Annotated in this window: 27 protein-coding genes; 7 read left to right on the forward strand and 20 right to left on the reverse strand. The window is 45.8% G+C overall.

Going from position 1 to position 23,598, the window contains the following annotated elements:
- Positions 1-67: 67 nt before the first annotated feature.
- From ELS82_RS01755 to ELS82_RS01835, 17 genes are read right to left on the reverse strand one after another with little or no spacing between them, the layout of a single operon-like run.
- Positions 68-1,291, reverse strand: a complete 1,224-nt coding sequence (locus ELS82_RS01755) for a beta-ketoacyl-ACP synthase (RefSeq protein ID WP_134833945.1) — start codon at positions 1,289-1,291, stop codon at positions 68-70.
- Positions 1,288-2,013, reverse strand: a complete 726-nt coding sequence (locus ELS82_RS01760) for a 3-ketoacyl-ACP reductase FabG2 (protein ID WP_134833946.1) — start codon at positions 2,011-2,013, stop codon at positions 1,288-1,290. Before ELS82_RS01760 ends, ELS82_RS01755 begins: the two co-directional genes overlap by 4 nt.
- Positions 2,010-2,474, reverse strand: a complete 465-nt coding sequence (locus ELS82_RS01765; protein WP_134833947.1) for a hotdog family protein — start codon at positions 2,472-2,474, stop codon at positions 2,010-2,012. The genes ELS82_RS01760 and ELS82_RS01765 overlap by 4 nt, the downstream gene beginning before the upstream one ends.
- Complete coding sequence (locus tag ELS82_RS01770; RefSeq protein ID WP_134833948.1) at positions 2,467-3,654, reverse strand: beta-ketoacyl-[acyl-carrier-protein] synthase family protein; 1,188 nt, start codon at positions 3,652-3,654, stop codon at positions 2,467-2,469. Before ELS82_RS01770 ends, ELS82_RS01765 begins: the two co-directional genes overlap by 8 nt.
- 5 nt (positions 3,655-3,659) lie before the next feature.
- Positions 3,660-4,286, reverse strand: a complete 627-nt coding sequence (locus ELS82_RS01775) for a DUF3261 domain-containing protein (protein WP_134833949.1) — start codon at positions 4,284-4,286, stop codon at positions 3,660-3,662.
- Complete coding sequence (locus ELS82_RS01780) at positions 4,283-6,616, reverse strand: MMPL family transporter (RefSeq protein WP_134833950.1); 2,334 nt, start codon at positions 6,614-6,616, stop codon at positions 4,283-4,285. The genes ELS82_RS01775 and ELS82_RS01780 overlap by 4 nt, the downstream gene beginning before the upstream one ends.
- Positions 6,588-7,199: a LolA family protein gene (locus tag ELS82_RS01785; RefSeq protein WP_134833951.1), complete on the reverse strand. Its 612-nt coding sequence runs from the start codon at positions 7,197-7,199 to the stop codon at positions 6,588-6,590. Before ELS82_RS01785 ends, ELS82_RS01780 begins: the two co-directional genes overlap by 29 nt.
- Positions 7,196-7,642 carry an acyl-CoA thioesterase gene (locus ELS82_RS01790; protein WP_134833952.1) on the reverse strand — a complete coding sequence of 149 codons (447 nt, stop codon included), beginning with the start codon at positions 7,640-7,642 and terminating at the stop codon, positions 7,196-7,198. The genes ELS82_RS01785 and ELS82_RS01790 overlap by 4 nt, the downstream gene beginning before the upstream one ends.
- Entirely contained in the window at positions 7,642-9,195 is a 1,554-nt protein-coding gene (locus tag ELS82_RS01795) for an HAL/PAL/TAL family ammonia-lyase (RefSeq protein WP_134833953.1), read from the reverse strand. The genes ELS82_RS01790 and ELS82_RS01795 overlap by 1 nt, the downstream gene beginning before the upstream one ends.
- A complete protein-coding gene (locus ELS82_RS01800) occupies positions 9,176-10,879 on the reverse strand; it encodes a glycosyltransferase family 2 protein (RefSeq protein ID WP_167489195.1) in 1,704 nt (567 codons plus the stop codon). The genes ELS82_RS01795 and ELS82_RS01800 overlap by 20 nt, the downstream gene beginning before the upstream one ends.
- Before the next feature lies 1 nt (position 10,880).
- Positions 10,881-11,240, reverse strand: a complete 360-nt coding sequence (locus ELS82_RS01805) for an ApeI family dehydratase (RefSeq protein WP_134833955.1) — start codon at positions 11,238-11,240, stop codon at positions 10,881-10,883.
- Positions 11,241-11,252: 12 nt separating this feature from the next.
- Positions 11,253-12,632 carry an AMP-binding protein gene (locus ELS82_RS01810; RefSeq protein WP_134833956.1) on the reverse strand — a complete coding sequence of 460 codons (1,380 nt, stop codon included), beginning with the start codon at positions 12,630-12,632 and terminating at the stop codon, positions 11,253-11,255.
- A gap of 5 nt (positions 12,633-12,637) precedes the next feature.
- The gene (locus tag ELS82_RS01815; protein WP_134833957.1) at positions 12,638-13,198 is read right to left on the reverse strand and encodes a COG4648 family protein; all 561 of its coding nucleotides are present in this window, start codon (positions 13,196-13,198) and stop codon (positions 12,638-12,640) included.
- Entirely contained in the window at positions 13,198-13,455 is a 258-nt protein-coding gene (locus tag ELS82_RS01820) for an acyl carrier protein (protein ID WP_134833958.1), read from the reverse strand. The genes ELS82_RS01815 and ELS82_RS01820 overlap by 1 nt, the downstream gene beginning before the upstream one ends.
- Positions 13,456-13,470: 15 nt before the next feature.
- The gene (locus ELS82_RS01825) at positions 13,471-13,731 is read right to left on the reverse strand and encodes a phosphopantetheine-binding protein (RefSeq protein WP_134833959.1); all 261 of its coding nucleotides are present in this window, start codon (positions 13,729-13,731) and stop codon (positions 13,471-13,473) included.
- Positions 13,732-13,747: 16 nt separating this feature from the next.
- Positions 13,748-14,512, reverse strand: coding sequence for a lysophospholipid acyltransferase family protein (locus ELS82_RS01830; protein ID WP_167489197.1), 765 nt, complete (start codon positions 14,510-14,512; stop codon positions 13,748-13,750).
- Positions 14,509-15,237 carry a beta-ketoacyl synthase chain length factor gene (locus ELS82_RS01835; protein WP_134833961.1) on the reverse strand — a complete coding sequence of 243 codons (729 nt, stop codon included), beginning with the start codon at positions 15,235-15,237 and terminating at the stop codon, positions 14,509-14,511. Before ELS82_RS01835 ends, ELS82_RS01830 begins: the two co-directional genes overlap by 4 nt.
- 71 nt (positions 15,238-15,308) lie before the next feature.
- Between ELS82_RS01835 and ELS82_RS01840 the strand changes: the two genes are divergently transcribed.
- From ELS82_RS01840 to ELS82_RS01855, 4 genes are all read left to right on the forward strand, one after another.
- Positions 15,309-15,701 (forward strand): hypothetical protein, encoded by a 393-nt coding sequence (locus ELS82_RS01840; protein WP_134833962.1) that lies wholly within the window; start codon positions 15,309-15,311, stop codon positions 15,699-15,701.
- Between the two features lie 30 nt (positions 15,702-15,731).
- The gene (locus ELS82_RS01845; protein ID WP_134833963.1) at positions 15,732-16,799 is read left to right on the forward strand and encodes a methyltransferase; all 1,068 of its coding nucleotides are present in this window, start codon (positions 15,732-15,734) and stop codon (positions 16,797-16,799) included.
- Positions 16,800-16,833: 34 nt separating this feature from the next.
- Positions 16,834-18,072, forward strand: a complete 1,239-nt coding sequence (locus ELS82_RS01850; RefSeq protein ID WP_134833964.1) for an NAD(P)/FAD-dependent oxidoreductase — start codon at positions 16,834-16,836, stop codon at positions 18,070-18,072.
- Positions 18,073-18,163: 91 nt separating this feature from the next.
- The gene (locus ELS82_RS01855) at positions 18,164-18,415 is read left to right on the forward strand and encodes a DUF3081 domain-containing protein (RefSeq protein ID WP_004412449.1); all 252 of its coding nucleotides are present in this window, start codon (positions 18,164-18,166) and stop codon (positions 18,413-18,415) included.
- Positions 18,416-18,465: 50 nt separating this feature from the next.
- Here the strand turns inward: ELS82_RS01855 and ELS82_RS01860 are convergent, their stop codons facing one another.
- Both ELS82_RS01860 and ELS82_RS01865 read right to left on the reverse strand, forming a co-directional pair.
- On the reverse strand, positions 18,466-19,641 hold the full coding sequence (locus ELS82_RS01860; RefSeq protein ID WP_134833965.1) for a lytic polysaccharide monooxygenase: 1,176 nt from the start codon (positions 19,639-19,641) through the stop codon (positions 18,466-18,468).
- Positions 19,642-19,889: 248 nt separating this feature from the next.
- Positions 19,890-20,252, reverse strand: a complete 363-nt coding sequence (locus ELS82_RS01865) for a MaoP family protein (protein WP_134833966.1) — start codon at positions 20,250-20,252, stop codon at positions 19,890-19,892.
- A 196-nt stretch (positions 20,253-20,448) separates the two neighbouring features.
- On the opposite strand from ELS82_RS01865, the gene ELS82_RS01870 reads away from it, so the two are divergent.
- On the forward strand, positions 20,449-21,345 hold the full coding sequence (locus tag ELS82_RS01870) for a LysR family transcriptional regulator (protein ID WP_134833967.1): 897 nt from the start codon (positions 20,449-20,451) through the stop codon (positions 21,343-21,345).
- Positions 21,346-21,402: 57 nt separating this feature from the next.
- On the opposite strand, the gene ELS82_RS01875 is transcribed toward ELS82_RS01870, so the two are convergent.
- Entirely contained in the window at positions 21,403-21,606 is a 204-nt protein-coding gene (locus ELS82_RS01875) for a hypothetical protein (RefSeq protein ID WP_053439581.1), read from the reverse strand.
- Between the two features lie 146 nt (positions 21,607-21,752).
- Here ELS82_RS01875 and ELS82_RS01880 point away from each other — a divergent pair, with 146 nt between their 5' ends.
- Entirely contained in the window at positions 21,753-23,120 is a 1,368-nt protein-coding gene (locus tag ELS82_RS01880; protein WP_370447426.1) for a DNA-3-methyladenine glycosylase 2 family protein, read from the forward strand.
- Positions 23,117-23,596: a methylated-DNA--[protein]-cysteine S-methyltransferase gene (locus tag ELS82_RS01885; protein WP_134833968.1), complete on the forward strand. Its 480-nt coding sequence runs from the start codon at positions 23,117-23,119 to the stop codon at positions 23,594-23,596. Before ELS82_RS01880 ends, ELS82_RS01885 begins: the two co-directional genes overlap by 4 nt.
- Positions 23,597-23,598: the final 2 nt, after the last annotated feature.

Consider the following 23,598-nt stretch of genomic DNA (forward strand, 5'->3'; position numbering starts at 1 on the left):
GAGATGATAAACAAAAACGGACTGGCAATGACCAGTCCGTTTTCTCATTTGTGGCTGCTTGGGGAGGCTACATCTTCTTAAAGATGATCGACGTGTTGATGCCACCAAACGCGAAGTTGTTACTCATTAAGTATTCAACCTCTAGTTCGCGGCCAGTGCCAGTGATGTAGTCTAAGTTGCCACATTGCTCGTCTAACGACTCTAGGTTGAGTGTTGGGCTAAACCAGCCTGTGTGCATCATCTCTAGGCTTAACCAAGCTTCAATCGCGCCACATGCCCCAAGTGTATGGCCAAAGTAGCTCTTCAATGAACTGATTGGCACTTTACCCAGAGCGTTAGCTGTTGCGTTACTCTCTGCAATGTCACCGCGGTCAGTTGCTGTGCCGTGCGCCGAAACGTAATCGATCTTCTCAGGCTCAATACCTGCATCTTGCAGCGCCATTTCCATACAGATCTGCATGGTTTCCATTTGCGGCTGAGTGACGTGGGCAGCGTCGCAGTTGCTGGCAAAGCCAATGATCTCTGCGTAGATCTTCGCACCGCGCGCTTTCGCATGTTCATACTCTTCTAGTACTAGCGTACCCGCACCTTCACCAATCACTAGGCCATCACGGTGGCTGTCATATGGGCGTGGTGTAGACTTTGGCGCTTCGTTCTTTAAGCTGGTCGCAAACAGGGTATCAAATACCGCTGATTCGGTAGGGCAAAGCTCTTCGCCGCCACCTGCTACCATAACGGTTTGGTAGCCATGCTTGATGGCTTCATAAGCGTAACCGATCGCTTGGCTGCCGGATGTACACGCACTGCTGGTTGGAATCACACGACCTTTTAGGCCGAAGAACAGGCCAACGTTAACCGCAGTCGTATGCGGCATCATCTGTACGTAAGTCGTGGCGGTAATTGCTTTGGTGGTTTTGTCATTGAGCATTACACCGAATGCACCAATCGCATCGGTACTGCCCGTTGATGAACCGTAGGCAATACCCGTTTGGCCGTTAGTCAGAACATCGTTACCAATCAATCCTGATTGAATAAGAGCGTTTTCAGTTGCCACAGTGGCAAGTTTTGATACTCGACCCATTCCGCGAACTTGTTTACGCTTGTAGTGCTTTGGTAGTTCAAAGTCATCAACAGGCGCGGCCAGTTTGGTATTTAGGCCATCATATTGCTCGTAAGATTCCATATATTGGGTAGCATTCTCACAAGCGCGAAGCTTAGGTTCTACCGCTTGCCAGTCGTTACCAAACGCGGTCACACCTGACATGCCTGTTACTACTACGCGGCGACTCATACTAAGCCTCCATTTACCGAGATAACTTGGCGAGTCACATAACCGGCGATGTCTGACATTAGGTAGCTAACAAGGCCAGCCACTTCTTCAGGTTCGCCCATACGACGAAGTGGGATCTGTGGCATTGCGTGTTCTTTTACGTGCTCATCAACCATGCCTGTATCAATTAAACCTGGAGCGACACAGTTAACGGTAATTTTGCGCTTAGCGAGCTCTAGTGCCAATGACTTGGTGGCACCAATCACGCCTGCTTTTGCTGCACTGTAGTTAGTCTGACCACGGTTACCCATTAAGCCAGATACAGATGCTAGGGTCACAATTCGGCCACCTTTGCGTTTTTGTACCATTGGCATCACACAAGGATGAAGTACGTTGTAGAAGCTATCTAGGTTGGTATGAATAACACCATCCCACTCTTCTTCCGTCATCGCAGGGAAGGCGGTATCACGGGTAATGCCCGCGTTGTTTACCACGCCATAGTAGGCGCCATGCTGCTCAATATCGGCTTCTAGCTTTTCACGACACTCTTCGCGATTGCTGATATCAAATTGAATCAGACGGCCATTACCACCATTTTTCTCGATGGTATCTAGGGTATCTTGGGCACCCTTCATATCGCCCATATAGTGGACAACAATGGTAAATCCATCTGTAGCAAGTTGGGTTGCAATTGCTTTACCAATACCCTTGCTTGCACCTGTGACTAGTACTTGTCGGGTCATTGTTGACTCCTGATTTTCATTTCTTGTAATTTTTCTTCTGTTGGCACGTATACGTTAAGTTGGCAGCTTGCCATTATTTGTTGTTCGAATTCAATACGTGCCGTGAATACTGCCATTCCGTTATCTTCCATTACTTTTTCAGCAAAAACATCAAGTCGCTGTCCATTTTGGAATCTATCGCAATGAGAAGAGTAACGGCGGCTACCAAGTAGGAAGCCAATCGGTGGCTGCTCACCTTTTTGTAAAGAGTGATAGCCAGACCAAGCGGCGACCGACTGAGCCATAAATTCAATACCAACGTAAGCCGGTAAAGTTTGCGACTCTTGGTCGAAGAACGGGTTTTTAGCTCCGATCTCTACTTGGCAATGAATGCTGTCTGTTTGAATATCTAGCGCTTCGTCGATCAGAATCATCGGATCGTCATGCGGCAAGAGTTGATCAATTGAAGGGAAGTTAGTCATGGGTGTAACCAAAAATTAGACTAATGTTATTACCACCAAAAGCAAAAGAGTTGCTTAAAATTGCTTTGCCCGCCAGCTTAGTCGGAGCTTCAACCAGTGAAACTTCAATATCATCAGCTTTATCTTGGCAATGCTGAATTGGTAGTTCTAAATCATGTTTTAAAATGTGCCATGCAATGGCGGCTTCAGTAGCGCTTGCTGCGCCAAGAGTGTGGCCAGTAAGAGGTTTGGTTGAACTGACAGGAACCTTGGAGCCAAACAGTCGAAAGATGGCTTTGCTTTCCATGCTGTCGTTGAGTGGGGTTGCGGTTCCATGGGCGTTGATATATCCGATGTCATCAGCCGTCAAACCAGCATCAGTGAGCGCTTTTTGCATCGCCACTTCCGCACCATTTCCCTCAGGGTGAGGCGCTGAAATATGGTGAGCGTCAGAGCTGTCTCCGGCGCCAAGTAGCGCGACCTGCGCAGGCTCTTTGCTAACTAACATCAAAGCCGCCGATTCGCCGATATTGATGCCGTCACGGTTGGCATTAAATGGCTGGCATAGGCTTTGCGATAAGGCTTCTAGGCCGTGAAAACCGTTTAATGTCAGTCGACAAAGGGTATCAACACCACCGACAATCACGGCATCAACAAGACCGCTGCGAAGTAAGCGCTGAGCCGTGATAAAGACACGGCCACTGGATGAACAAGCGGTCGATACTGCGTAGCAAGGTCCGGCTAGGCCAAAGTACTGGGCGATAAACTCGCTAGTATTGCCTAACTCTTGCTTGCGGTAGTGATAGTCACTTGGAAACTCGCCAGACTCAATTTGCTGGCTATAAGCTATTTCGCCATCTGAGATCCCAGAGGTGCTGGTTCCGATCACAACTGCAATGCGCGCATGACCAAACTGTTTAATTGCGTGGTGCACAGACTCTTCAATTTGCATTAACGCAGAGAGAGCCAGTTGGTTATTACGAGAGTTAAACTCGTTAAGGTGCTGCGGAATCGCGGGTAGAGATTTGCTGACTTGGCCAATCACGGTAGAAGCTCCTGTATTGAGGGAGCGGGTATCTTTCACCATGTTAGATTGGCGCTGACCACTTAGGCATTGATGGATCTCAGTGGCGTCTGAGCCCATTGCACTATGAAAGCCACAACTTTGAATAAAAATAGGTCTAGAAACGTGTGTTGTCATGGGAGCTACTGCGGTGTCAGTTGTTCTTTTTGATACTGGAGCGTATTAACTTTTATAGTGTAGCCATCAATGAGATGGTGAAAGAGAATTTCTCCATCTAGCTTCTCATTATTACCGTATTTTATGTCGATAATTTGAGTGCCATTGCTATCGAAAATCGCTCGAGAGTCTTCTTTATCAATCACTTGCCACCTTACCTCATTTAAAGGACCTTCCCAAGCAGAAGAGGGCCAGAGAGTGATCATTAGATTAAATAGTACCTGTTCTGGTGCGGGAAGCGCGTTGCCCAAACCGGTTAGAACATCACTGTTTATCGCATCATTTTGATAAGTCAGCGACAAGATACGCGTCCCCCAAGAAGAAAACCCAGCGAGTACTAACTTGTCTGCGCTAACTTGCAGTTGAACGGGCAATTGCTCTGAGCGCGCATTGTCATCAACTGTCCAAGTTGCGGTGATCAGTTGACTGGCATTTAGGCCATAACCAAGAGAACTAGGCGAGGGCAAATTAACCATTTGACCCTGCGCGATTTCAACTTGTGGTGTGGTGTCTTTAGGCTTGGACGCGCAAGCAGCGAGCACGCCGCACATCGTGAGCACCGTTAGTGCTTTTGTTATATGAGCAAGTTTCACGAGTGCCTCTCTTTAATTGCTAATGGTGATAACAGCCAAGCGACAAAGATGCCACTGAGTACCGTGATACCAAAACTATGAATGGCATGAGTCTCACTGAGTGACAGTAAGCCAAACGACAATAGCGTTGTCATAGCCGATAAGGTGATCGCGAGTAATGTACTAGGGCTACGTGCTTTTTCAGCAAAAAACAGTGTGTAGTCGATGCCAATCCCAATAATGAGAATAAGTGCGAGTAAATTGAACAGATTCAGCGTTGAACCGATCGCTGAAGCAGCGGCCAATCCGGCAATACAAGCGATCAGTGACGGAATCAGAATCTTAATTGCATGAGAAAAACCATAGCGCTTGGTCAGTACTCCACCAATGACCAATAAGGCCACGGCGATAAGATCCATCACCTTGATACGGTAATCAGCAAACAGAGCGGAGATTTCAGCCGCTTTGTTTAGATAACTCATATCTGGCTGGTCGGCGACATACTCATTGACTGTTTCGATGTTGTTTAGCTCTTTCAGCAGCACGACGCTCGCGACTTGGTCACCAACGTTGCCGACATAGAGAAAACGAACTGGCTCGGAAACGGAGTGAGTCAAATAATCTTGCAAAGATACTGGCTCAAAGGTTTGAGTTAACTGTGGAACGTCGGTGAGCTTTAACGTGCTGGCTAATGCAGGACCTTGGTTACGGTACAAGTCTTCAATCAGCTTATAGTCAGATTTTTGCATTGCCGACGAGCTAATGTATTGAGTGAGGCTCTGAAAACCTTCAATAACGCCTTGGTTTTGCCACTGGTTAAGTTGGCGATTAAAGGCTTCGAGTTTTTGCAAAAGCTGCTCATCATCATCAGCGGTAACGACCACCATTTGCTGTGATGAGTTTAAGCCACTCAGTTGTGAGATAAAGGTTTCTTGCTGCTTCAACGATTCAGGCATTGCTTGAAGCTGGCGAATATCATCATCGTATTGAAGGTTAGCCAGCGGAACTAATGCCACAATCAGGCACGTTAGTGGTAGTGCGCGGCGCACCACCGGCTTCGACCACACGTTGAGCCAGTGTTGCCAAATGAGCTGGCCGGGAAGAGGTCTGGTTTTACTTGGTTTGACGGCAAGGATTGGATACCAAGCTACGACGGTGGCATACGCTGCGGCTAAACCAATCGATGAAAATAGCGCTAACTGTTGTAGACCCGGGAATGGGGCAATCAGCATCCCCATATAGCCAATCAGACTGGTCAGTAGGCCCATCGTGATGGCAGCAAAGATATGCTTTAATCCTTTTTTGCTGTCCCATTGGTTACCGGCCGCTAACCGTTCGGTGAGGTAATGAAACGCATAGTCGATGGACACGCCAATGAGGCTTGCCCCAAACACTAAGCTAAATAGATGAACGGTACCAAACAGCCATGTTGTCACCGAGAGTGCGGCAATCAAGCCAATCGTGATTGATAGCAATGCCAGTGAAAGAGGGGCAGCACTGCGAAATACGCCGATGATTAAGACGACGACGCCGAGCAGCGAAAACAGTCCGATGGTGCTGATTTCTGATTTGGCGCTTTGTGTGCCGAACTCAGCGTAGAATAGAACTCCAGTGTGATAAAACTCAACGTGATATTGCTCAGTTAGGCTTTGTTCAATTTGCTCGATGTGACTCACACCGTTTTGCGCACTAAGGCTATAGGGAGAGTCTTTGAGTGTTGCTGTAACCAGTACGTATTCTTGCCCTTGATAGCTGGTAGAGAGAAAGCCATTGTTGAGGGTAAAGGCACTGCTAAGCTGGGTGAGTTGTGATAGGTAGTCACGAAAAATCAAAAATGGGTCGCTGCTAAGCTCATTGCCTGTCACGCCAGCAAATGGATTATAAATGCCCTGCAATACATGTTGGGTTTGCGCTTGTGGTTGCTGGGTTAAGCGTTGGCGCTGCTCATCAGTGAGCTGCTGAAAGCGGTGTTGAAAATAATAGGCGGCCCAAAGGCTTTGTTGCTGCTCATCCACTTGGCCGACCACGTCGGTGAATAAACTAGTATCACTAAGGTCTTGAGCTAGCTTACCTGCAGCGGTGTAACTGTTTTGACTCTCAGGGGCAGTAACAACAAACACGACCTTATCACTAAGGTTATTTGAAACGGCCTCGAAAGCTTGTTCTGCCACTGGGTTTTGCTGGTTTTTAGGTAGCAGTTTGAGGATGTCGGTTTCAATCGGTGATTGCGCTGACCATAGCCATTGATAGGACAACATGGCAAAGAATAATCCCACCATTCCTAGCCATGCAATTGCTATTCGTTTACCCATAAACCAAGGATCAGAAGTTGAACTGTTGCTTTTCAACATCGGTTAATCCTTCAGGCTGATGTGTTTGGTTGGTGAAGCTAATGTCGGTTTTGTCGCCGCGAATCTCTAGCAGCTCTAGTTGGTCGATGTTGTCACTGCCTGACAGCGTAATGGATGTGAATACCGCATTAAGTGGCGCATTGAGTGGCGTCAGTTCGATTGTCCACTGGTCAGATTCAGTTTTCAAAGCAATATCAAACTGTTCTTTGAGCGCTTCTGTATCGCCGTGGAAAACAGCCAGGAAAACATGGCTAAAGTAAAACGCCATTGGGTTTTCTTTCGCGGTAATGACCTGAGGCTGTTGACCAGCAAAGGTTTGACGCAGTTTGTCTTGGGTGAGCACTAAACCAACTGGGAACGGCGTTTCTTGTTGCCACAGCAAACCTTGTTCTTTATTGAGGGTAAAGTGGCCCTCAGAGCTTAATGGCTGTTCAAACATCTCAATATGGCGCTGCTGAGTAAAATCCCCTCGTACTGTCTCATGTTGAGAAAGTTGAGTTTGTAGCGAAGCCAAATCTGTAACCGATGACCACGCTAGGGGAGAGATCAAAATTAGCAGTGAAGCCAGACAGCGTTTGATCATGCGATTTTTCCTTCTCGGTGCCATTGCTCGACTTTATCGATAAATACATGTGGTGAGGCGAAACACATCTCTTGTTCTTTGATAGAAACAGCGACTTGAGTGGTGTGTGCTTTACACATGCGTTTGCCTGTTTGAGCATCATAAATGACATAGTCGACACGCAAGCGGTTTTCCCACTCGGTAAGCTTAGCTGTCACACGGATCTCGTGATTAAACGGGATTGCTTTCACGTACTTTACGCGCGTATCAATGATCGGCCACATATAGCCAGATTCATTCATCGCCAAGTAACCGTAGCCAATCTTGTCCATCATGATACGGCGGGCTTCTTCAAAAAAGCGGAAGTAGTTACCGTGGTATATCACACCCATAGGATCGGCATCTTGGAAAGAGGTGACCATAGTCACCTCCGATTCAAGAGGAAAAAGGATCTCTTGCTCCATTACGCCTCCGAATAGAGCGACCAGTGACGCTGCTGGATACGCTCGATAAAGTGACGTAAATCGTGCTCAAGTGGACGGTCTTCAATGACGAATTCGAATTCACTCAATACCGCGTCACGAATCATCTTCAAGTTGTCACTCATGTGGTGCTCATCGAGCTCATTATGACGACGGCGAATTTCTACCGCTTGAATACTCGCTAGCAGTGAAGCAGCAGCTACTTGCTCTGTAAGCTCTAGTACGCGCAGACAGTCACGTGCAGCAATAGTACCCATGCTCACTTTATCTTGGTTGTGACATTCGGTTGAACGTGAGAATACGCTCGCTGGCATGGTGTGTTTCAGCGCTTCGGCTGTCCATGCTGAAATGCCAATTTGAACGGCTTTAAAGCCATGGTTGATTGGCTTACGCTCGCCTTCAGCACCGGTTAGGTTAAATGGCAGGCCGTTATTGAACTTGTAATCCATCAATTGCGCCATTTGGCGATCAAGCAGATCAGCAAGGTTAGCAATACCGGTTTTGAGCGTATCCATTGCCATTGCGATGTGACCGCCGTAGAAGTGACCACCATGCAGGACGCGTTCGTTATCACCATCAATGATTGGGTTATCGTTGGCACTGTTTAGCTCGTTTTCAATCATTGAACGTAGCCATGGCAGAGAGTCTTGAACCACGCCAATTACATGTGGTGCACAGCGTAGTGAATAACGATCTTGTAAGCGGTCACTGTTGCGTGGTGGACGCTCAGCTTTTAGATCATCACGTAGCCAAGCCGCGACTTGTTGCTGACCTAGGTGAGGTTTCACTGCAAATAACGCTTCATCAAAGTGGAAGTCGTTACCGTGCATACCAACAGAGACCATTGCCGTAATCTTGGTACAAAGCTGGGCGAGATACTCCGCGCGTTTATAAGCAAGACAAGCCAGTGCGGTCATAACCGATGTACCGTTCATCAGCGCTAAGCCTTCTTTCGGCTTAAGGTGAATAGGGTCAATGCCTAGCTCAGCGAACACTTCTGCCGTTGGGCGAGTTTCACCTTTGTACAGCACGTCACGTTCACCGATAAGTGCAGCGGCTAAGTAAGAAAGTGGTGTTAAGTCACCACTTGCACCAACAGAGCCTTCTTGCGGGATACGCGGCGCGATATCTTGGTTAATCAGCGTAACGATTTGGTTAAGCAAGTCATGCGTGACGCCAGATACACCCTGAGCCAGTGAACAAAGACGAGTGGCTAATACGGCACGCGCTTGCTCGTGAGACAGCACTTCACCAAGGCCACAGCCGTGGAAGCGAGTCAGGTGCAATGGCAGCTCATCAACCAAGTTAGGTGGAATAGCAACCGTACATGAGTCACCGTAGCCAGTTGTCACGCCATAGATGACGCCTTCTTCCTTTAGTAGTCGCTCCAGAAAAGCGACACCACGGTCGATCTTAGCGGTAAACTCTGCTGAGCTGTTGAGATCGGCATTGGCACCTTGAGCAATGGCTACTACATCTTCGATGGTTAGAGCCTGTGCGCCAAACGTAATGGTTTTAGTGTTTTGCGTCGTCATCGTGCTGATTACTTAATGTCCAAAAATTGAAAAAATTATACCACTGTAAAGGAGCTTGTAGCGTATAGTGCTCTAGGCGATTCGCGTAGTTTTGCACCACATCTTGTAGCGCTTTCTGGCGCTCTTTCCTTGGTAATACGAGTTTGTCGCTAAAATGCTCGAAGTAGACGTTGAAGTGAGGCGTGTCACTGGTGTCATCTCTTAAGCCAAATAGCAAATATACTGGGGCTTTTAACACTGAAGCCAGCATAAATGGCCCTTGTGGGAAAGGAGCAGGTTTGCCCAAAAAGTCAGCCCAAACAGAGCGGCTTTCTTTGCTGGTGGAGGTTCTATCCCCAACAATCACTACCCACTCACCTTGTTCGATCTTCTGTTGCAGCAAAATAGCCGTGTCTGGCCCCATTGAACTCACCTGAATTAGGTTCAAGTCTGACTTAGGATTCACCGCTTTCATGACGGTGTTAAAACGTTCAGCATGCTCAGTAAATACGAGGGCGTTGATTTTAATATGCTTATGTCGGCGACCAAGGGCTCGACAAAGTTCGATATTGCCAAGGTGAGAGCCAAGCAATAGCACGCCCTGATTGTTATCAACCATCTCTTGAAACTGCTCTTGACCATGGATGGTTAGGTTATCCACACTGAAGTCGCCTTTCCATGCGGCAAGCTTATCGATCATGGTATGGCCAAAAGAGAGTAGATGGTGGTAGCTATCTAATGGCTGAGGCAATTCAATCTGCTGCTGAGACGCGTAGCTAGAGAGCTGAGCCAAATAGGTTTCAGAAGCGTGTTTGGCATCTTTACCTGTCAGATGGTAGTAGCGCATCACGAGCTTAAGGATCAGGTTAAATACCTTGCGGCCCAGTAAGCTGTAGATCGCCAGCATCAGTTTAATACCGATGATGGTGCCTTGCTCTTGGCGTTTTGACCAGTGAGCATTGCCGGCAGTTCGACGTTTGCGTGTTAGTAGCTTAGGGATTCTCGGTAACATGCCAAAGAACAATCGTGTATGCATCCAACTGATTTTTACGTTGTCCCACAGAGCATCAAAGTGCGATATACCGCCTTCAGGGTAGATCACGCGCGTTTCAACGAAGTCGATCTCGATATCTTCCCAATACATGCGTACCAAAATCTCGATGTCAAAGTCCATACGTGTGCCGATATCGTATTTATCGAGTACGGCGATGGTGCTTTTCACCGGGTAGGCACGAAAACCGCACATGCTGTCTTTAATCGCAAAAGAGAGGGTCTCTATCCATACCCAGATATGCGTGGCGTAACGACCATAGAGACGCGCTTTCGGCACGCTTTCGTCGTAGATAGGTTGGCCAGAAATCAAATGCTCTGGGTATTGAGCAGAACGTTCCATCAGCTTTGGCAGTGCTTGGATGTCATGTTGGCCATCGGCATCAATTTGAATCACATGACTGTAGCCCAGTTGGCTTGCTTGGCGAATGCCCGCCATAACGGCGCCGCCTTTACCTTGGTTCTGCTCTAAGGTGACTAACGTGACATTATCTAACTGAGAAACTTGGTTTAATGCCTGTTTGGTTTCTTGATTGCTACCGTCGTCCACAACGATAAAAGGGAGTTTAAAAGAGTCTAGTGAAGACACCACAGCGGCGATAGTACTGCCGTGGTTGTAGCAAGGGATCAGAAAACAGGCTTGGTAATGGCTCACACTATCCACCTAACTTCATCTTGCCTGAAGAGTGAATGACTAGACGGTCTGATGTCTGAGAGCTGTATTTGAACGCGAGCTTTTGTTTATCATCGTCCCAAGTTAGCTCAAGAGTCACCACGCTATCGGGTAGGATGGGTTCTTGAAACTTGATCACTTCCATTCCTTTGAAAAGAGGCGGAGTGCCTAAATACTCAATGGCATAAAACAGCGCCCAATCGATTTGACTGACACCAGGCAAAAGTGGGAAGTGGGTAAAGTGACCACGGAAATCCAAGATATTAGCGTCGACCTTCATGATGATAGTCGCGCTCTTGTCTTCGACGTGCACTTCGGTAATGGTTGGTTTTCTTTGTTCCATTGTTATTAATCTTTATTGGAATAGTTTTTCTATTTCAGTGACTTGTCGTTTTCCTTGGCTATTCAAAGGAATCTCATCCACTAAACGATACTTTCTTGGAATCGCGATCGGCTCTAACCAATTTCTTAACGCTTTCCTAAGGGCTATCCAAAATTTTCCCTTACCTAGAGTATTGATCTCTTGATGGCCTTTTTCCGTGAGGACGATAACGGCACATAGCGAGAGTCGATTCTCTTCGGTTTTTGGTATGACAGCGCTCTCCTCAATCCATTCTAGTTGCTCTAAACGTTTTTCGACTTCAACTAGCGAGATACGCTTTTCTTCGACTTTAACGATTCGATCGGTACGACCTTTTAATTCGAACGAAACCTTATCATGAAAATAACACTCATCGGCAGTTTGATACCACTCTTGGCCGTTGATATGTGGCGAGCGTAATCGTAAACAGCGCTCTTCGTTCAACTGAGCTTCAACTCCTGGGAATAACTGCCACGGAGTGGAAGCGGAGAATTGTTGTCTGTGCGCGATACCACCCGTTTCTGTGCTGCCAAACACTTCGATAGGCAATTGATTAAACAGCTCATCACTGTGAATGGCTGCTGAGTTCGCCAGTGGACCACCTGAGGAGAACACGGCCCTAAGCGGAGTGCGTTGGTGTTCTTGAGTTAGGCGTTTTAATAGTGCCGGACTACTGACTAACACGGTGTCTGGGCTAGCATGGTGAACAATTTGCTCTGGGAATTCGAGGTTTTGTATCGCGAATGGTCTAGCGGCACACAGTGGCCATAAAAGGCGGAACAGCAAGCCGTAGATATGTTGATGCGAGACGGTACTTTCAATGCGAGTCCCGTTGATCTTATCACCCCATAAGGACTGTAAAATCGTGAGCTCAATGTCGAGCTGTTCAAGGCTTTTGCTTATCGCTTTTGCTGAGCCGCTGGAACCAGAGGTAAATAAAGTCACTTCCAAGTTGGCTGTGTCTAATGGTTGCCAACTGACCGAGCTGGTTTCAGCGCTTGATGAGGATAGCTTGTTGACTGTTAGGGCTTTTAGTCCCGTTGCAATGGGAACCGCATCATCATGGAGTAAGAGATCAAAGTGTTGTTGTAACTCTTTAACCGCTTCGGTTTGGTAGTTTCCTGGTAGGACGAGGGCTTTTTGCGCGTAACAGGCAGCGAAAAAGCCGACGGCAAACAGGTAGCTATCACTAAAGCATAGCGCGACACGCTTAGCTTCCTGCTTGGATAGTATATTCACGTAGCAGGCAACATCATGTTGAAACTCACACCAAGAGATCACCTGTTGCTGACCAAATGCAACCGGCGTTGCCGAGGTGCGAGGGGCACAGAGCAGGTTTTCAATTGACACAAAGTCAGAAGAAGCGAGTGACATGATGTTTAGTGATCCTTACGAATAAACTGACGAACTATCCATTCGGTACCCATCAGGGTTCCGGCGAGTAGATAACTGATTAGCCCGTTGTAGAGCGTCCAAACCTCTAAAGGCTGAAAGCAGGTATAGAGTGCTATCAGCCCATTAATTATGAAGAATGCACACCAAATTGCAGTAACTTTACGGGTGTAAGCGACGCCGCTTTCTGGCAAGTTAGGCTCTTGAAGGCGAGCTAATCGTTCGATGATGGTTTGCGGTTGCTTGAAACTGGAGGCAAATACAATCAGCATGCATAAGTTGACCACGACGGGGTAAAACGTCATCCATCCATGTTGTTTAAACAGGATGCTTAGGCCAATCAATGAGATCCCAGTTATCGCACTGATTTGAACGACAGACTTGAGTTCTTTTAACTGAGTTCGCTGAACGGAAAACAACCGAACTCCTAAGGCGATGATAAGTACTATCCCCACCAAAGAAATACCAAAACGCTCTATGCCAAAATAGATAGCAAATGGATAAGCAAGCAGAACAACTGCGGACAATACTGTCAGCAATTGGCGCATTAGGCGTCCTTCAGAAGCTCTGTTACTGCGTTTACTACGTCATCAACTGTGCGAACAGTGCTGAATTCCGCAGGTTTGATTTTTTTGCCAGTTACATTTTGTAGGTGAACCACAAGATCGACAGCGTCAATACTATCTAGATCAAGGTCTTGGTATAGATGTGCTTCTGGCACAATATCCGCAGCATCAATTTCAAACAATTCTTCAAGTGCGTCTTTCACTTGGTCAAATACTTGTTCTTTGTTTACATCTGTCATGAAAGTACCTACGAATTATTCACTAGTTTGGGCAGAGATATAGTTTGCAAGATTGCTCACTGACGCAAAGTGCTCACGAGTGTTTGTGTCATCAGCATCAATAACAATGTTGTACTTCTTTTTGATCGCCAAACCAAGTTCTAGTGCATCAATAGAATCTAAACCTAATCCGTCACCGAATAAAGGTGCGTCGGTTTCGATATCTTCAATGGTTAAATCTTCAAGATTAAGCGCATCAATGATGAGTTGTTTGATTTCGTTATGTAGTTTTTCCACTTGGACCTGCTTGTAACTATGGATTTTCAGGAAAGAGTGTTTCCGCTAAATGCTGCTGTAAACGGCGAGCCGCTAACGTTGGAGTTGTAGTTTGCTTGATAAAAGGCTCAACCTCAACTTTATCCTTAACTTCAACAAGGAAAAAAGGCTTAGTTGGGGGCACTTGATACCACTTTTTCTCTTTTGTGAGAAAACTCGGAGAGACCGTAATATGTACTAGACGCAAATCTCTCTTTGTGCGTACTGCTATTTGTGCAGACCCACGTTGTAATTTTGATTCAATACCAGGGGTAGTTCGCGTGCCCTCTGGGAAGACTAATAATACGTTCCCTTCATCAAATCGCTGCTCGCAAATAGATAACAGATCATCAGGCGTTTCATTGGGAATATATCCAGCCGCTTTGACGATATGCTTCATAAATGGGTTGACCCATATGGCAGATTTTACCAAGCAATCACAACGTTCAAGTTGCGACGCGATAAGCACATAATCAATTAGGCTCGGATGGTTGGCAACAATCAGGCAATTTCGGTCTTGTTTCAAAATATCAGCGCCGATGATCTTGTAATCAATCGCACCGGTAAATTTCATCGTTTGACAGAAGAAATTAAACGAACGCTGTATTGCACCTTGAACTTTATATTCGGTTTCCTTTTGTCCCTTAGTCAATAAACGTATGACAGGAATGACAATAAAGCTCAGAACTAACCCGCCGAGCCCGAAAATAGTAAAACAGAAACCGGTCGCGAACACTCGCCAATATTGGTTCATCTTCCTCATGAACGTTTCCAACTGCCCAATTGGCGAGGTGAATCAATGTTCCATTCACGGCGATTTGAAAGGTACTGACGAATAAACTCTAAACCTTGTGGCAGGGCTGGTTGGGTGTCTTGCGTGCTATTGGCAAAAGAAACCTCGAATTGAGCACCGCTCGAAAGCACTAGGCCGAGTCCGTAACCGCGATAGTCTTGGGTTTCAAAGCTTGTATATGGCTCTGGTAGTGGTTCATCAAAGTCGATAACCAGCACTTTGTGGTCAGGGTGTTCACTAAGGTACAACCAAGCTTCCAGTATGGCACTTTGGAAGGTGTTTTCGGCCGCTGAGATTGACGTTAGTGGAATTGGTTTTTTTGTTGCGATAGTCGCAAGGCCCGCGGCGGTATTATGCACTGATTGAGCAAAAGCCATCGGTGATGCTTCTTCACCTTGAATAATATCTTTGATCAGTGCAGCGCTTCGCTGTAATTCGCCGTGACGACTGGCAAAGACTAAGTAATCGACCTCATGCTCGTTGAGTAATTCAATGGCCGTTTGGACTGCCAGTTTGGACAAATTACTCATTCGGCGACGCATCATCGGTGGTATTGCCGAAGTGATCAATTTGCCTTCTTCGGGCCACTGTAAATCAATTGCCCAATTTTCCCAATCTTGAGACAGCGAGAATCCGTTAGAATGCGCGAGCCATGAATCGATATTAAATGAAATGTTTTGAACTGATATTGGCATAAGAGATTGAATTGTTGTGTTTACAGCGAAATACTATTACTGACCTACAAACCTAATAAGGAACTATTAATATGTCACCATTTAAGTTATTCAGCTCACTATTGCTTGCTTTATTACTTGTTGGTTGTGGCCGTGTTCAGCCAGTAATGAATGTTGAGGATACTCCAGTTGGATATAATCTTCAAAGTAAACAAGTTAAGATGGCGATTATGCAAGCAGCTACAAATCGTGGTTGGGTTGTTGAAGAAGTGAGTCCGGGCGAATTTAATGCAAAACTTCATGTTCGCTCGCATTATGCTGAAATTAGAATCCCATTTAATTCTAAGTTTTACTCCATTCTTTATCTCAACTCAGATAATTTAAGAGCAGAAGATGGCAAAATCCATCGTAACTACAATCGTTGGGTTAACAACCTGAATGTAGATATTAAACGTCAGTTGTCGTTGATTGCGGCAGCTCAGTAATTACATAAAAGATAAATAGTTAGGTTTTTCGTGCTAGATAAAAATAAAGATCGATTTAACGCATTACAGGCAAAGACAGAAGCCCAGAAGCTTTCATTTGCACCCATCGCATTTCATACCGCGAGAACATTACGTGATATTGGTGTCTTAAAGGCGTTAGATAATGCAGGTAGCCAAGGCTTATCTGCTGAAGCAATTGCGCAGCAAACCGATATATCGGAATATGGTGTGAAAGTGCTTTTGGATATGGCGATCAGTGCGGATATCGTTTTGTGGGAAAAGCCTAACTATTCTTTAGCCAATCTCGGCTATTTTATTCTTCATGATGGCATGACCAATGCGAACATGGATTTCACCGCTGACGTTTGTTATGCAGCGATGATGCACTTAACAGAATCTATTGTGGAAGGTAAGCCTGCTGGCCTTAAAGAGCTTGGTGAGTGGGAAACCATCTACCAAGGGCTATCTCAGCTACCTGAACAAGCAAAACAGAGCTGGTTTAAATTTGATCACTTCTACTCTGACCGTTCATTCCCAATTTTACTCGAAGAAGTATTCAAATCTAAGCCAAAAACCTTGGTCGATATCGGTGGTAATACAGGCAAATGGGCAATGCAATGTTGCAACCATGATGCCGATGTCGCGATCACTATTGTTGATTTACCGCAGCAGCTTGAAATGGCGATGGCCAATGCTGAGAAAAATGGCTTTGCTGACCGCGTGACGCCATTTCCTGCCAATATGCTTGATAAGCAACAAACTCTCCCAGAGCACGCTGATGTATGGTGGATGAGTCAGTTCCTAGACTGTTTTTCACCAATGGAAATCTTAAGCATTTTAAAGCGTGTTAAAAATCAGCTACGTAGTGGTGACGCGGTTTACATTCTAGAGCTGTTCTGGGATGCGCAAAAATATGATGCTGCATCTTACAGCCTTAACGCAACGTCGCTCTATTTTACTTGCCTCGCGAATGGTAACAGCCGTTTCTATCGCAGCGATGATTTCCTTGAGATCATTGACGCTGCTGGCTTAATGGTTGAAGAGAGAACAGATAACATCGGTCTAGGCCACACATTATTAAAATTAAAAGCCCAGTAAGCGGATACGTCCGTGAGCAACATGATTAGTCGTTATGCATAAAGAAAATACTCAAGTTTTAGTTGTCGGAGCAGGGCCGTCGGGCTCTACTGTTTCTGCGTTACTTCACGCGCAAAACATTCAAGTTACTGTGATTGAAAAAGCGCAGTTTCCTCGTTTTTCTATAGGTGAAAGCCTGTTACCTGCTTGCATGGAAGTCGTTGAGCAAGCGGGAATGTTAGATGCCGTTAATGCGGCGGGCTTTCAATACAAAGATGGTGCAGCGTTTAGGCGCGAAGGGGTGTACACCCAGTTCAACTTTACAGACAAGTTCACGCCGGGCCCGGGGACCACTTTCCAAGTTCAGCGCGGGTCGTTTGATAAAGTGCTGGCAGATAGCGCGGCAGAGCAAGGTGTTGAAATTCGCTATCAACATGAGCTGTTAGAGATGGAGTTTGTCGGTGAACGTTCGCTGCTAACGGTGAACGATGAAAACGGTAACCCATATCAAATTGAAGCGGACTATGTTCTAGATGCAAGCGGCTTTGGTCGAGTGTTGCCGCGCATGCTGAATCTTGAAGAGCCTTCATGTCTACCACCGCGTAAAGCGATCTTCACTCACATTGTCGATAACATCGATGCGGGAGATGACCAATATGATCGCAACAAGATCCTTATTTCGGTCCATCCAGATAACCATGATGTCTGGTATTGGTTGATCCCTTTCTCTAATGGTATTTGTTCTTTTGGTATTGTTGGTGAGCCTGAGTTCTTCGACAGCTATTCAGACGATAAGATTGAAGCGATTAAGCAACTGGCTAGCGAAGAGCCCGGTTTGGCGGCATTGCTTGCCAACGCTGAGTACCCAAATCCGGCTGGTGAACTTGGCGGTTACTCTGCCAACGTTAAGCACCTTGCGACGTCTCATTATGCACTGTTGGGTAACGCAGGTGAATTCCTTGACCCTGTATTCTCTTCGGGTGTGACGATTGCAATGAAGTCTGCGCAATATGCAGCAGAGTGTGTGATCCGTCAGCTAAACGGTGAAAAAGTCGATTGGCAGCAAGAGTACGCTGAACCACTGATGGTCGGTGTAAACACGTTTAGAACCTACGTTGAAGGTTGGTACAACGGTACGCTGCAAGATGTGATTTTCTATCAAAAGCCTAATCCGCGAATTAAGCAGATGATCAGTTCGATCCTTGCAGGATATGCTTGGGATACCGATAACCCTTATGTCAAAAATAGCCTGCAGAGATTGCAGACTTTAGCTGAAGTTGTTCGCGCGGAATAACTGGCCGAGGTTTGATTTATCTCAAGGGTTGAGATAGCGAAACCCCCACTCATTGCTCATACTTTACATATTAGAGTAAGGAGGGTGTGGTATGAAAAACGAACTCGACCCGGGAAAAATCTTGCAAGCGTATGAAACTGTCATGGCGAATGGCTCGCCCACCGAACATGGCAAGATGTATGAAGGCGTTGAAGCGTTCTCAGATTATGATGGCTATAACGTCTACATGCGTGGCAATGGTGTTGAACTTAAAGTAGGTTTTCACAATACCTATCATCTTGAGTACGACCAAGAACATCTACGTGACAGCTTTCTTAAGAAAGTCGCCTTACTGGCAAAATAAAACAAGCCCGCAATGACAGCGGGCTTTTTATTTGTAGGGTAATCAGCCCATTAACGCCAAACGCCCCATTCACCGGTCGTGCCAGGCTCTTCGCCTGTAGTCCACCATTGTGCGGTCCATTCTCTACCGTTGTGGGTGACGACGTCTCCCGCATTATAGACGGCGTTTTGGTCCCATAGATTGACAGGATCAACAGGTGGTGTGTCACCTTTAATTAACGACAGGGCATAGCTAAATGAATTGTCTGGTGCGAACACTTGGTTCGAAGCAATGTTGTTGCTATCAAACATATAGTGATTCATCTCTTGATGCCAAATGCCTACATACCAATCACCCGTTTGTAGCGCGTTAAATTGGTCAGCCATCTCGGCTGGCCAAGTTTGGGTATTGGTGGCTGAAATTGGCAGAGTTAGGTCAACAATCTCGCTACCAGTGGCGTCAAATGTGCGGAAGCGGATGGTGTCGCCAGCTTCTACTGGGCCAAATCCTTGTGGAACAAATGAGCCTAGTGAGGTGAGGTTATTGCCAGGCTCAGTTGGCTCTCCAGGTCCTGTCGGTGGAGTTGTGCCCGATGAGCTAAAGGTAATGTCACTACAGTTGTAGAAACCTTCACCTGCTACATCAATACGTTGCCAGCGAGTATAAAGGATCGCATCACCTGTACGATCCGCTGGGAAGGTGACTTTCATGCGGTAACGTTTTTCTGCATCTACGGCAATATCACCCGCGGTATCAATCAGATCCAGATCATCCCATTTGAGTGGTTTTGAGAAGTCGTGGTTAGGTTTGGTTAAATAGAATTCCCAGTAAGATGGGTTATGAGGCGCTTTGCCAAAGAAGACAAAATCAATTTGATTGTTCTCATCTAAGGCAACATTGGTTCGCTGCCAATGTGGTGAGGCAATGCTCAGACCTTTCTTCGCTGCGTCGCCCGCCGAGCACAGCTGGCCATTAGGCACAATTGCTTTTACGTGTGCCATATCTCGATAGTTAGGGACATTGGCTGCCGTTTCACTTCGTTGTACGAACGGGTAAGCGCCAGACATATCGAAAGCGGCCTGACAAGCTTGGTTTGGGATCTCGTTGGTCCAAAATCCGCCATCTTCATAACAGACATTTTGACGAGCATTTGGATATTCAACCCAGCCATGAGCTGCAACGTTAAATGAACTCAGCGTGGCAATAGTACTTGCTGCAAGGAGTGGGGTGATGACTTTGACGTTCATTATTCATCCTTAAATTAGATTAATAAATTATGCAAATGAGAACACTTCAGTTATTTGCATAGTAAATCTAGCTATGTGAATGAGAGTTAATCAAAGCAATAAGGTTGCGGATTGTAAGAGTTAAAGACGCCTCCAAACAATTTTGTTGGGTCGTGGAATGGTCAGAAGACTCTTTCGAGTGACTTCAAAACTTACCAGTGTAGAAAAAGCCCCTGAGAATAGCGCTGCTAGTATCAGGGGCTCAGATGTTAATCTTCTTCTACCAAGCTTACATCGTCTGCGTAGTCTTCAATGCTGCTAGCATCAGGCTTAGTGCGACCATTTAGCGTATGGAAACGCTTGCGACCACGAGCCAGTTGAACATACTTTAGCCATACGCGTTCTAGTTTTGACTTCGCTTTACCTGGCAGAGCCAGTACTTTTACGAAGTGCTTTTCTTCGGCGTTTTCTGGTTGCAGTTCACCAGACTCCAAACCAAGCATGGTGTCACCATAAAGGGTTAGGATTTCTTCCTCTACAAGCGTAAAATCACCCGACTTGGCAAAGCCTCGTGGGAATTTAGTGTTGTCGTAAAAACGTTTTTTGCCATGACGAAATTGAGTGTCTGACATTTTGGTAGCCTCTATAAATACCTACATGGGGAACTAGAGCGAAAAGTAGGCGTAAAATTCATAAAAGAAAAACAAAACCTTTTTATCTTAACTATTGAATAGTTTTATTAAATTTAGATAACACTTTAGTGATTGAAAGATTATAAAGTTTCACCGTACTTGCTAACCTTACAAGATTGTCGGTAGAGGTAACCCAATGGACGTAAAAGTCTTCAGAACGTTTTTAGAGCTGGCTCAAGTCAGACATTTTGGTAAAGCTGCAGAAAACCTATACATCACCCAAGCAGCGGTGAGTGCTCGTATTAAGCAGCTAGAAAGCTACTTTGATACTCAGCTGTTTATTCGCGACCGTAACAACATCAAATTGACCTCATCCGGTGAACGACTCATTGGCTATGCTGAAGTTATGGTGAGCACTTTGCAGCAAGCTAAGTTAGAGCTTTCTCTAGAAAGTGGCAAAGCATTACAACTGACCCTAGGCGGCACGCCGAGCGTATGGGATGCCTATTTGCAAAACTGTTTGAGTTTAGTGACTGACCAATTTGAAGGTTATGGCTTTATGGCGGAGATCATGGGCCGTGAGGTTCTCAATCGTCAGCTACAAGAGCGTACGCTCGATATGGCGTTTGCGTTTGATCAGATTAAGGCCGATGAGCTGAACTGCAAAAAAGTGGCAGACGTGGTGCTGATTTTGGTTTCTACCCAAGAAGATGCGTTAGAGAGCGTGTTTGAAGGTAAATATGTTTATGTTGACTGGGGAACCAAGTTTGCGTCAGAACATGCAGAGCGACACCCTAAGATTCCAGCGCCTTATTTACGTACATCAACAGCACGTATCGCCCTAGACTTCATTCTTGAAAAGGGAGGAAGTGCTTACTTACCTGCATCTTTAGTTGAACCGTTCTTAGCGAGTGGTCAGCTATACAAGGTACGTGGGGTGGAAGATTGGTATCGTCCAATTTACCTTAGTTACCGTAAGGCAAGTACCTCGGTTGAAGCGATTAAGCAGGTCGAAGAGTTAGTTAAGACTATCGATCCCGTGACTGCATACAGTCTACAACAGATGGCCGATCTGCCTGTTGATGACGAATAACCAATGACACATAAAAAAGCCTCGGGATCCCGAGGCTTTTTTGTAATATGTTTTTATCTATAGACTCATTAAGCTTTCGATCGATTCCTCAATGCTCATTTCGTGATACGAACGTATAGAATGACCATCAGACGCATCAATCAATATACGGTCAATGTTGGTGGGACCGTGCTGGTCAATTATACCTAGTGTTTGTTCAACATCATCACACGTCATAGTGAGATTATCTTTAAGCACAACAGTGCAAGAGTGCAGGTTCATAGCCAACTTCCTTATTATTTATTGTCTGCACTGTTAATCCTAGAAGAAGAATATCCATTGGCAAATACGCTTTAGTTCCGAAAGTGGCTAGTATTTGCCTAATGAAGCTTTAAACTTTAGATAACAGTTTGAAGAATATTAGGAATATGATGGAAAACGGATTTACCTCTTTAACGCAAAATGATTGTCATATTGCTCGAATGGCGCGAGACAGACGCTTTGATGGCCGTTTTTATGTGGCGGTAAAAACAACGGGTATCTTCTGTCGACCTATCTGTCCGGCTAATTTACCTAAGGAAGAGAACGTCGAGTATTTCCTAGATAAAGCGCAAGCCTTACAGGCGGGATATCGACCGTGTCTGCGTTGCAGGCCTGATAGTGCGCCAAGTTCTTGGGCTTGGAAAGGCGTAGAGGCGACGTTTCAAAGAGCGGTAAACTTAATCGAGCAAGGCGCTTTAACTCACTCCTCGTTAACTGATCTTTCTGAGCGCTTGGGCATTTCTGATCGATACCTGCGTAAACTTTTTACCCAGCACATCGGTATGTCACCTAAGCAGTATGCGATTTGTTATCAGTTGATGTTTGCCAAGCAATTGTTGCACACGACCAAGCTGACGATTACCGATATTGCTCTTGCGAGTGGATTCAATAGTGTTCGACGCTTTAATGACGCCTTTAAGCAGACGTTAAAGCTAGCCCCAAGTCAGATACGTAAAGATACCAACCTCGACAACCGTGTGAACCATGTCGATCTGGCGTTTCGAGGGCCACTAGATTGGCAGCATATGCTCGACTTCTACCAATTAAGATCAATTGAGGGATTGGAGCAAGTGACGCCGGAATCGTATCAGCGGTACATTCGAATCGAAGATTGCCGCGGGTGGTTTGCTATTTCTAATCCCAAACCGGGTGTGATGAGGGTTGAATTCAAACTTGATGACATGACCAAGTTACGTACGCTGGTCAATCAAGTCCGCCGTATGTTTGATTTAGACAGTGATGTTTTGCAAATTGAGTCTCAACTTAGTGAAATTGAGCCCGATTTGATTATGCGTTCTGGTATTCGTATTCCCGGAGTTTGGAGCCCTTGGGAAGCGGGCGTTAGAGCCATTTTAGGCCAGCAAGTATCGATCAAAGCGGCGATTGGGCAATTGAATTTGCTGACTCAGACGCTACAGCCAAATGGCGTGACGCACTTTCCTACTCCGCAAGAAATTAGCCAAGCGGACCTGGCATTTTTAAAAATGCCACAGAGTCGAAAAGAAACGTTATCAAGGTTTGCTGACTATATGGTGGAGCATAGTGATGATCCAGTGGATAATTGGCTCGATTTGAAGGGGATAGGCCCGTGGACAGTCAATTACGCACGGCTAAGAGGGAAGAGTGAGCCTAATTGCTTTCTTGATAGCGACCTTGTGGTCAAAAAGGCTTGCCAGAAATTCACCCATTTAACCACCGAGACGGTTTCTCCTTGGGGAAGCTATGCGACATTTCATTGTTGGAGTCACGCATGAAAAAATTTTTTTATACCACTTATACCTCACCATTAGGTGTCATGACCCTACAAGTTAATGATGATGGCATGCTTGGTGCATGGTTTGAGACACAAACGACGCAACCAGAGAGCTTAGGTGAGTACGTAGAAGATCATTACTTACTCAATCACATTACTACTCAACTGGATGAGTATTTTTCTGGTCAACGTAGAGTATTTGATATACCTTTGGCAGCAAACGGAACGGAGTTCCAAAAAAAGGTTTGGCACGCATTAACCACGATTCCTTATGGGCAAACGTGGAGCTATCAAGATTTAGCCCATGCGATTGATAACCCTAAAGCGGTTAGAGCTGTTGGATTGGCAAATGGCAAAAATCCAATTTCGATTGTTGTTCCTTGTCATCGTGTTATCGGTAAAAATGGTAAACTGACTGGCTATGCTGGTGGGGTTGAACGAAAAGCCAAACTATTGGAATTGGAGAAAACGAGGTAGTA

Source organism: Vibrio ouci (assembly GCF_004551525.1).
Taxonomy (GTDB): domain Bacteria; phylum Pseudomonadota; class Gammaproteobacteria; order Enterobacterales; family Vibrionaceae; genus Vibrio; species Vibrio ouci.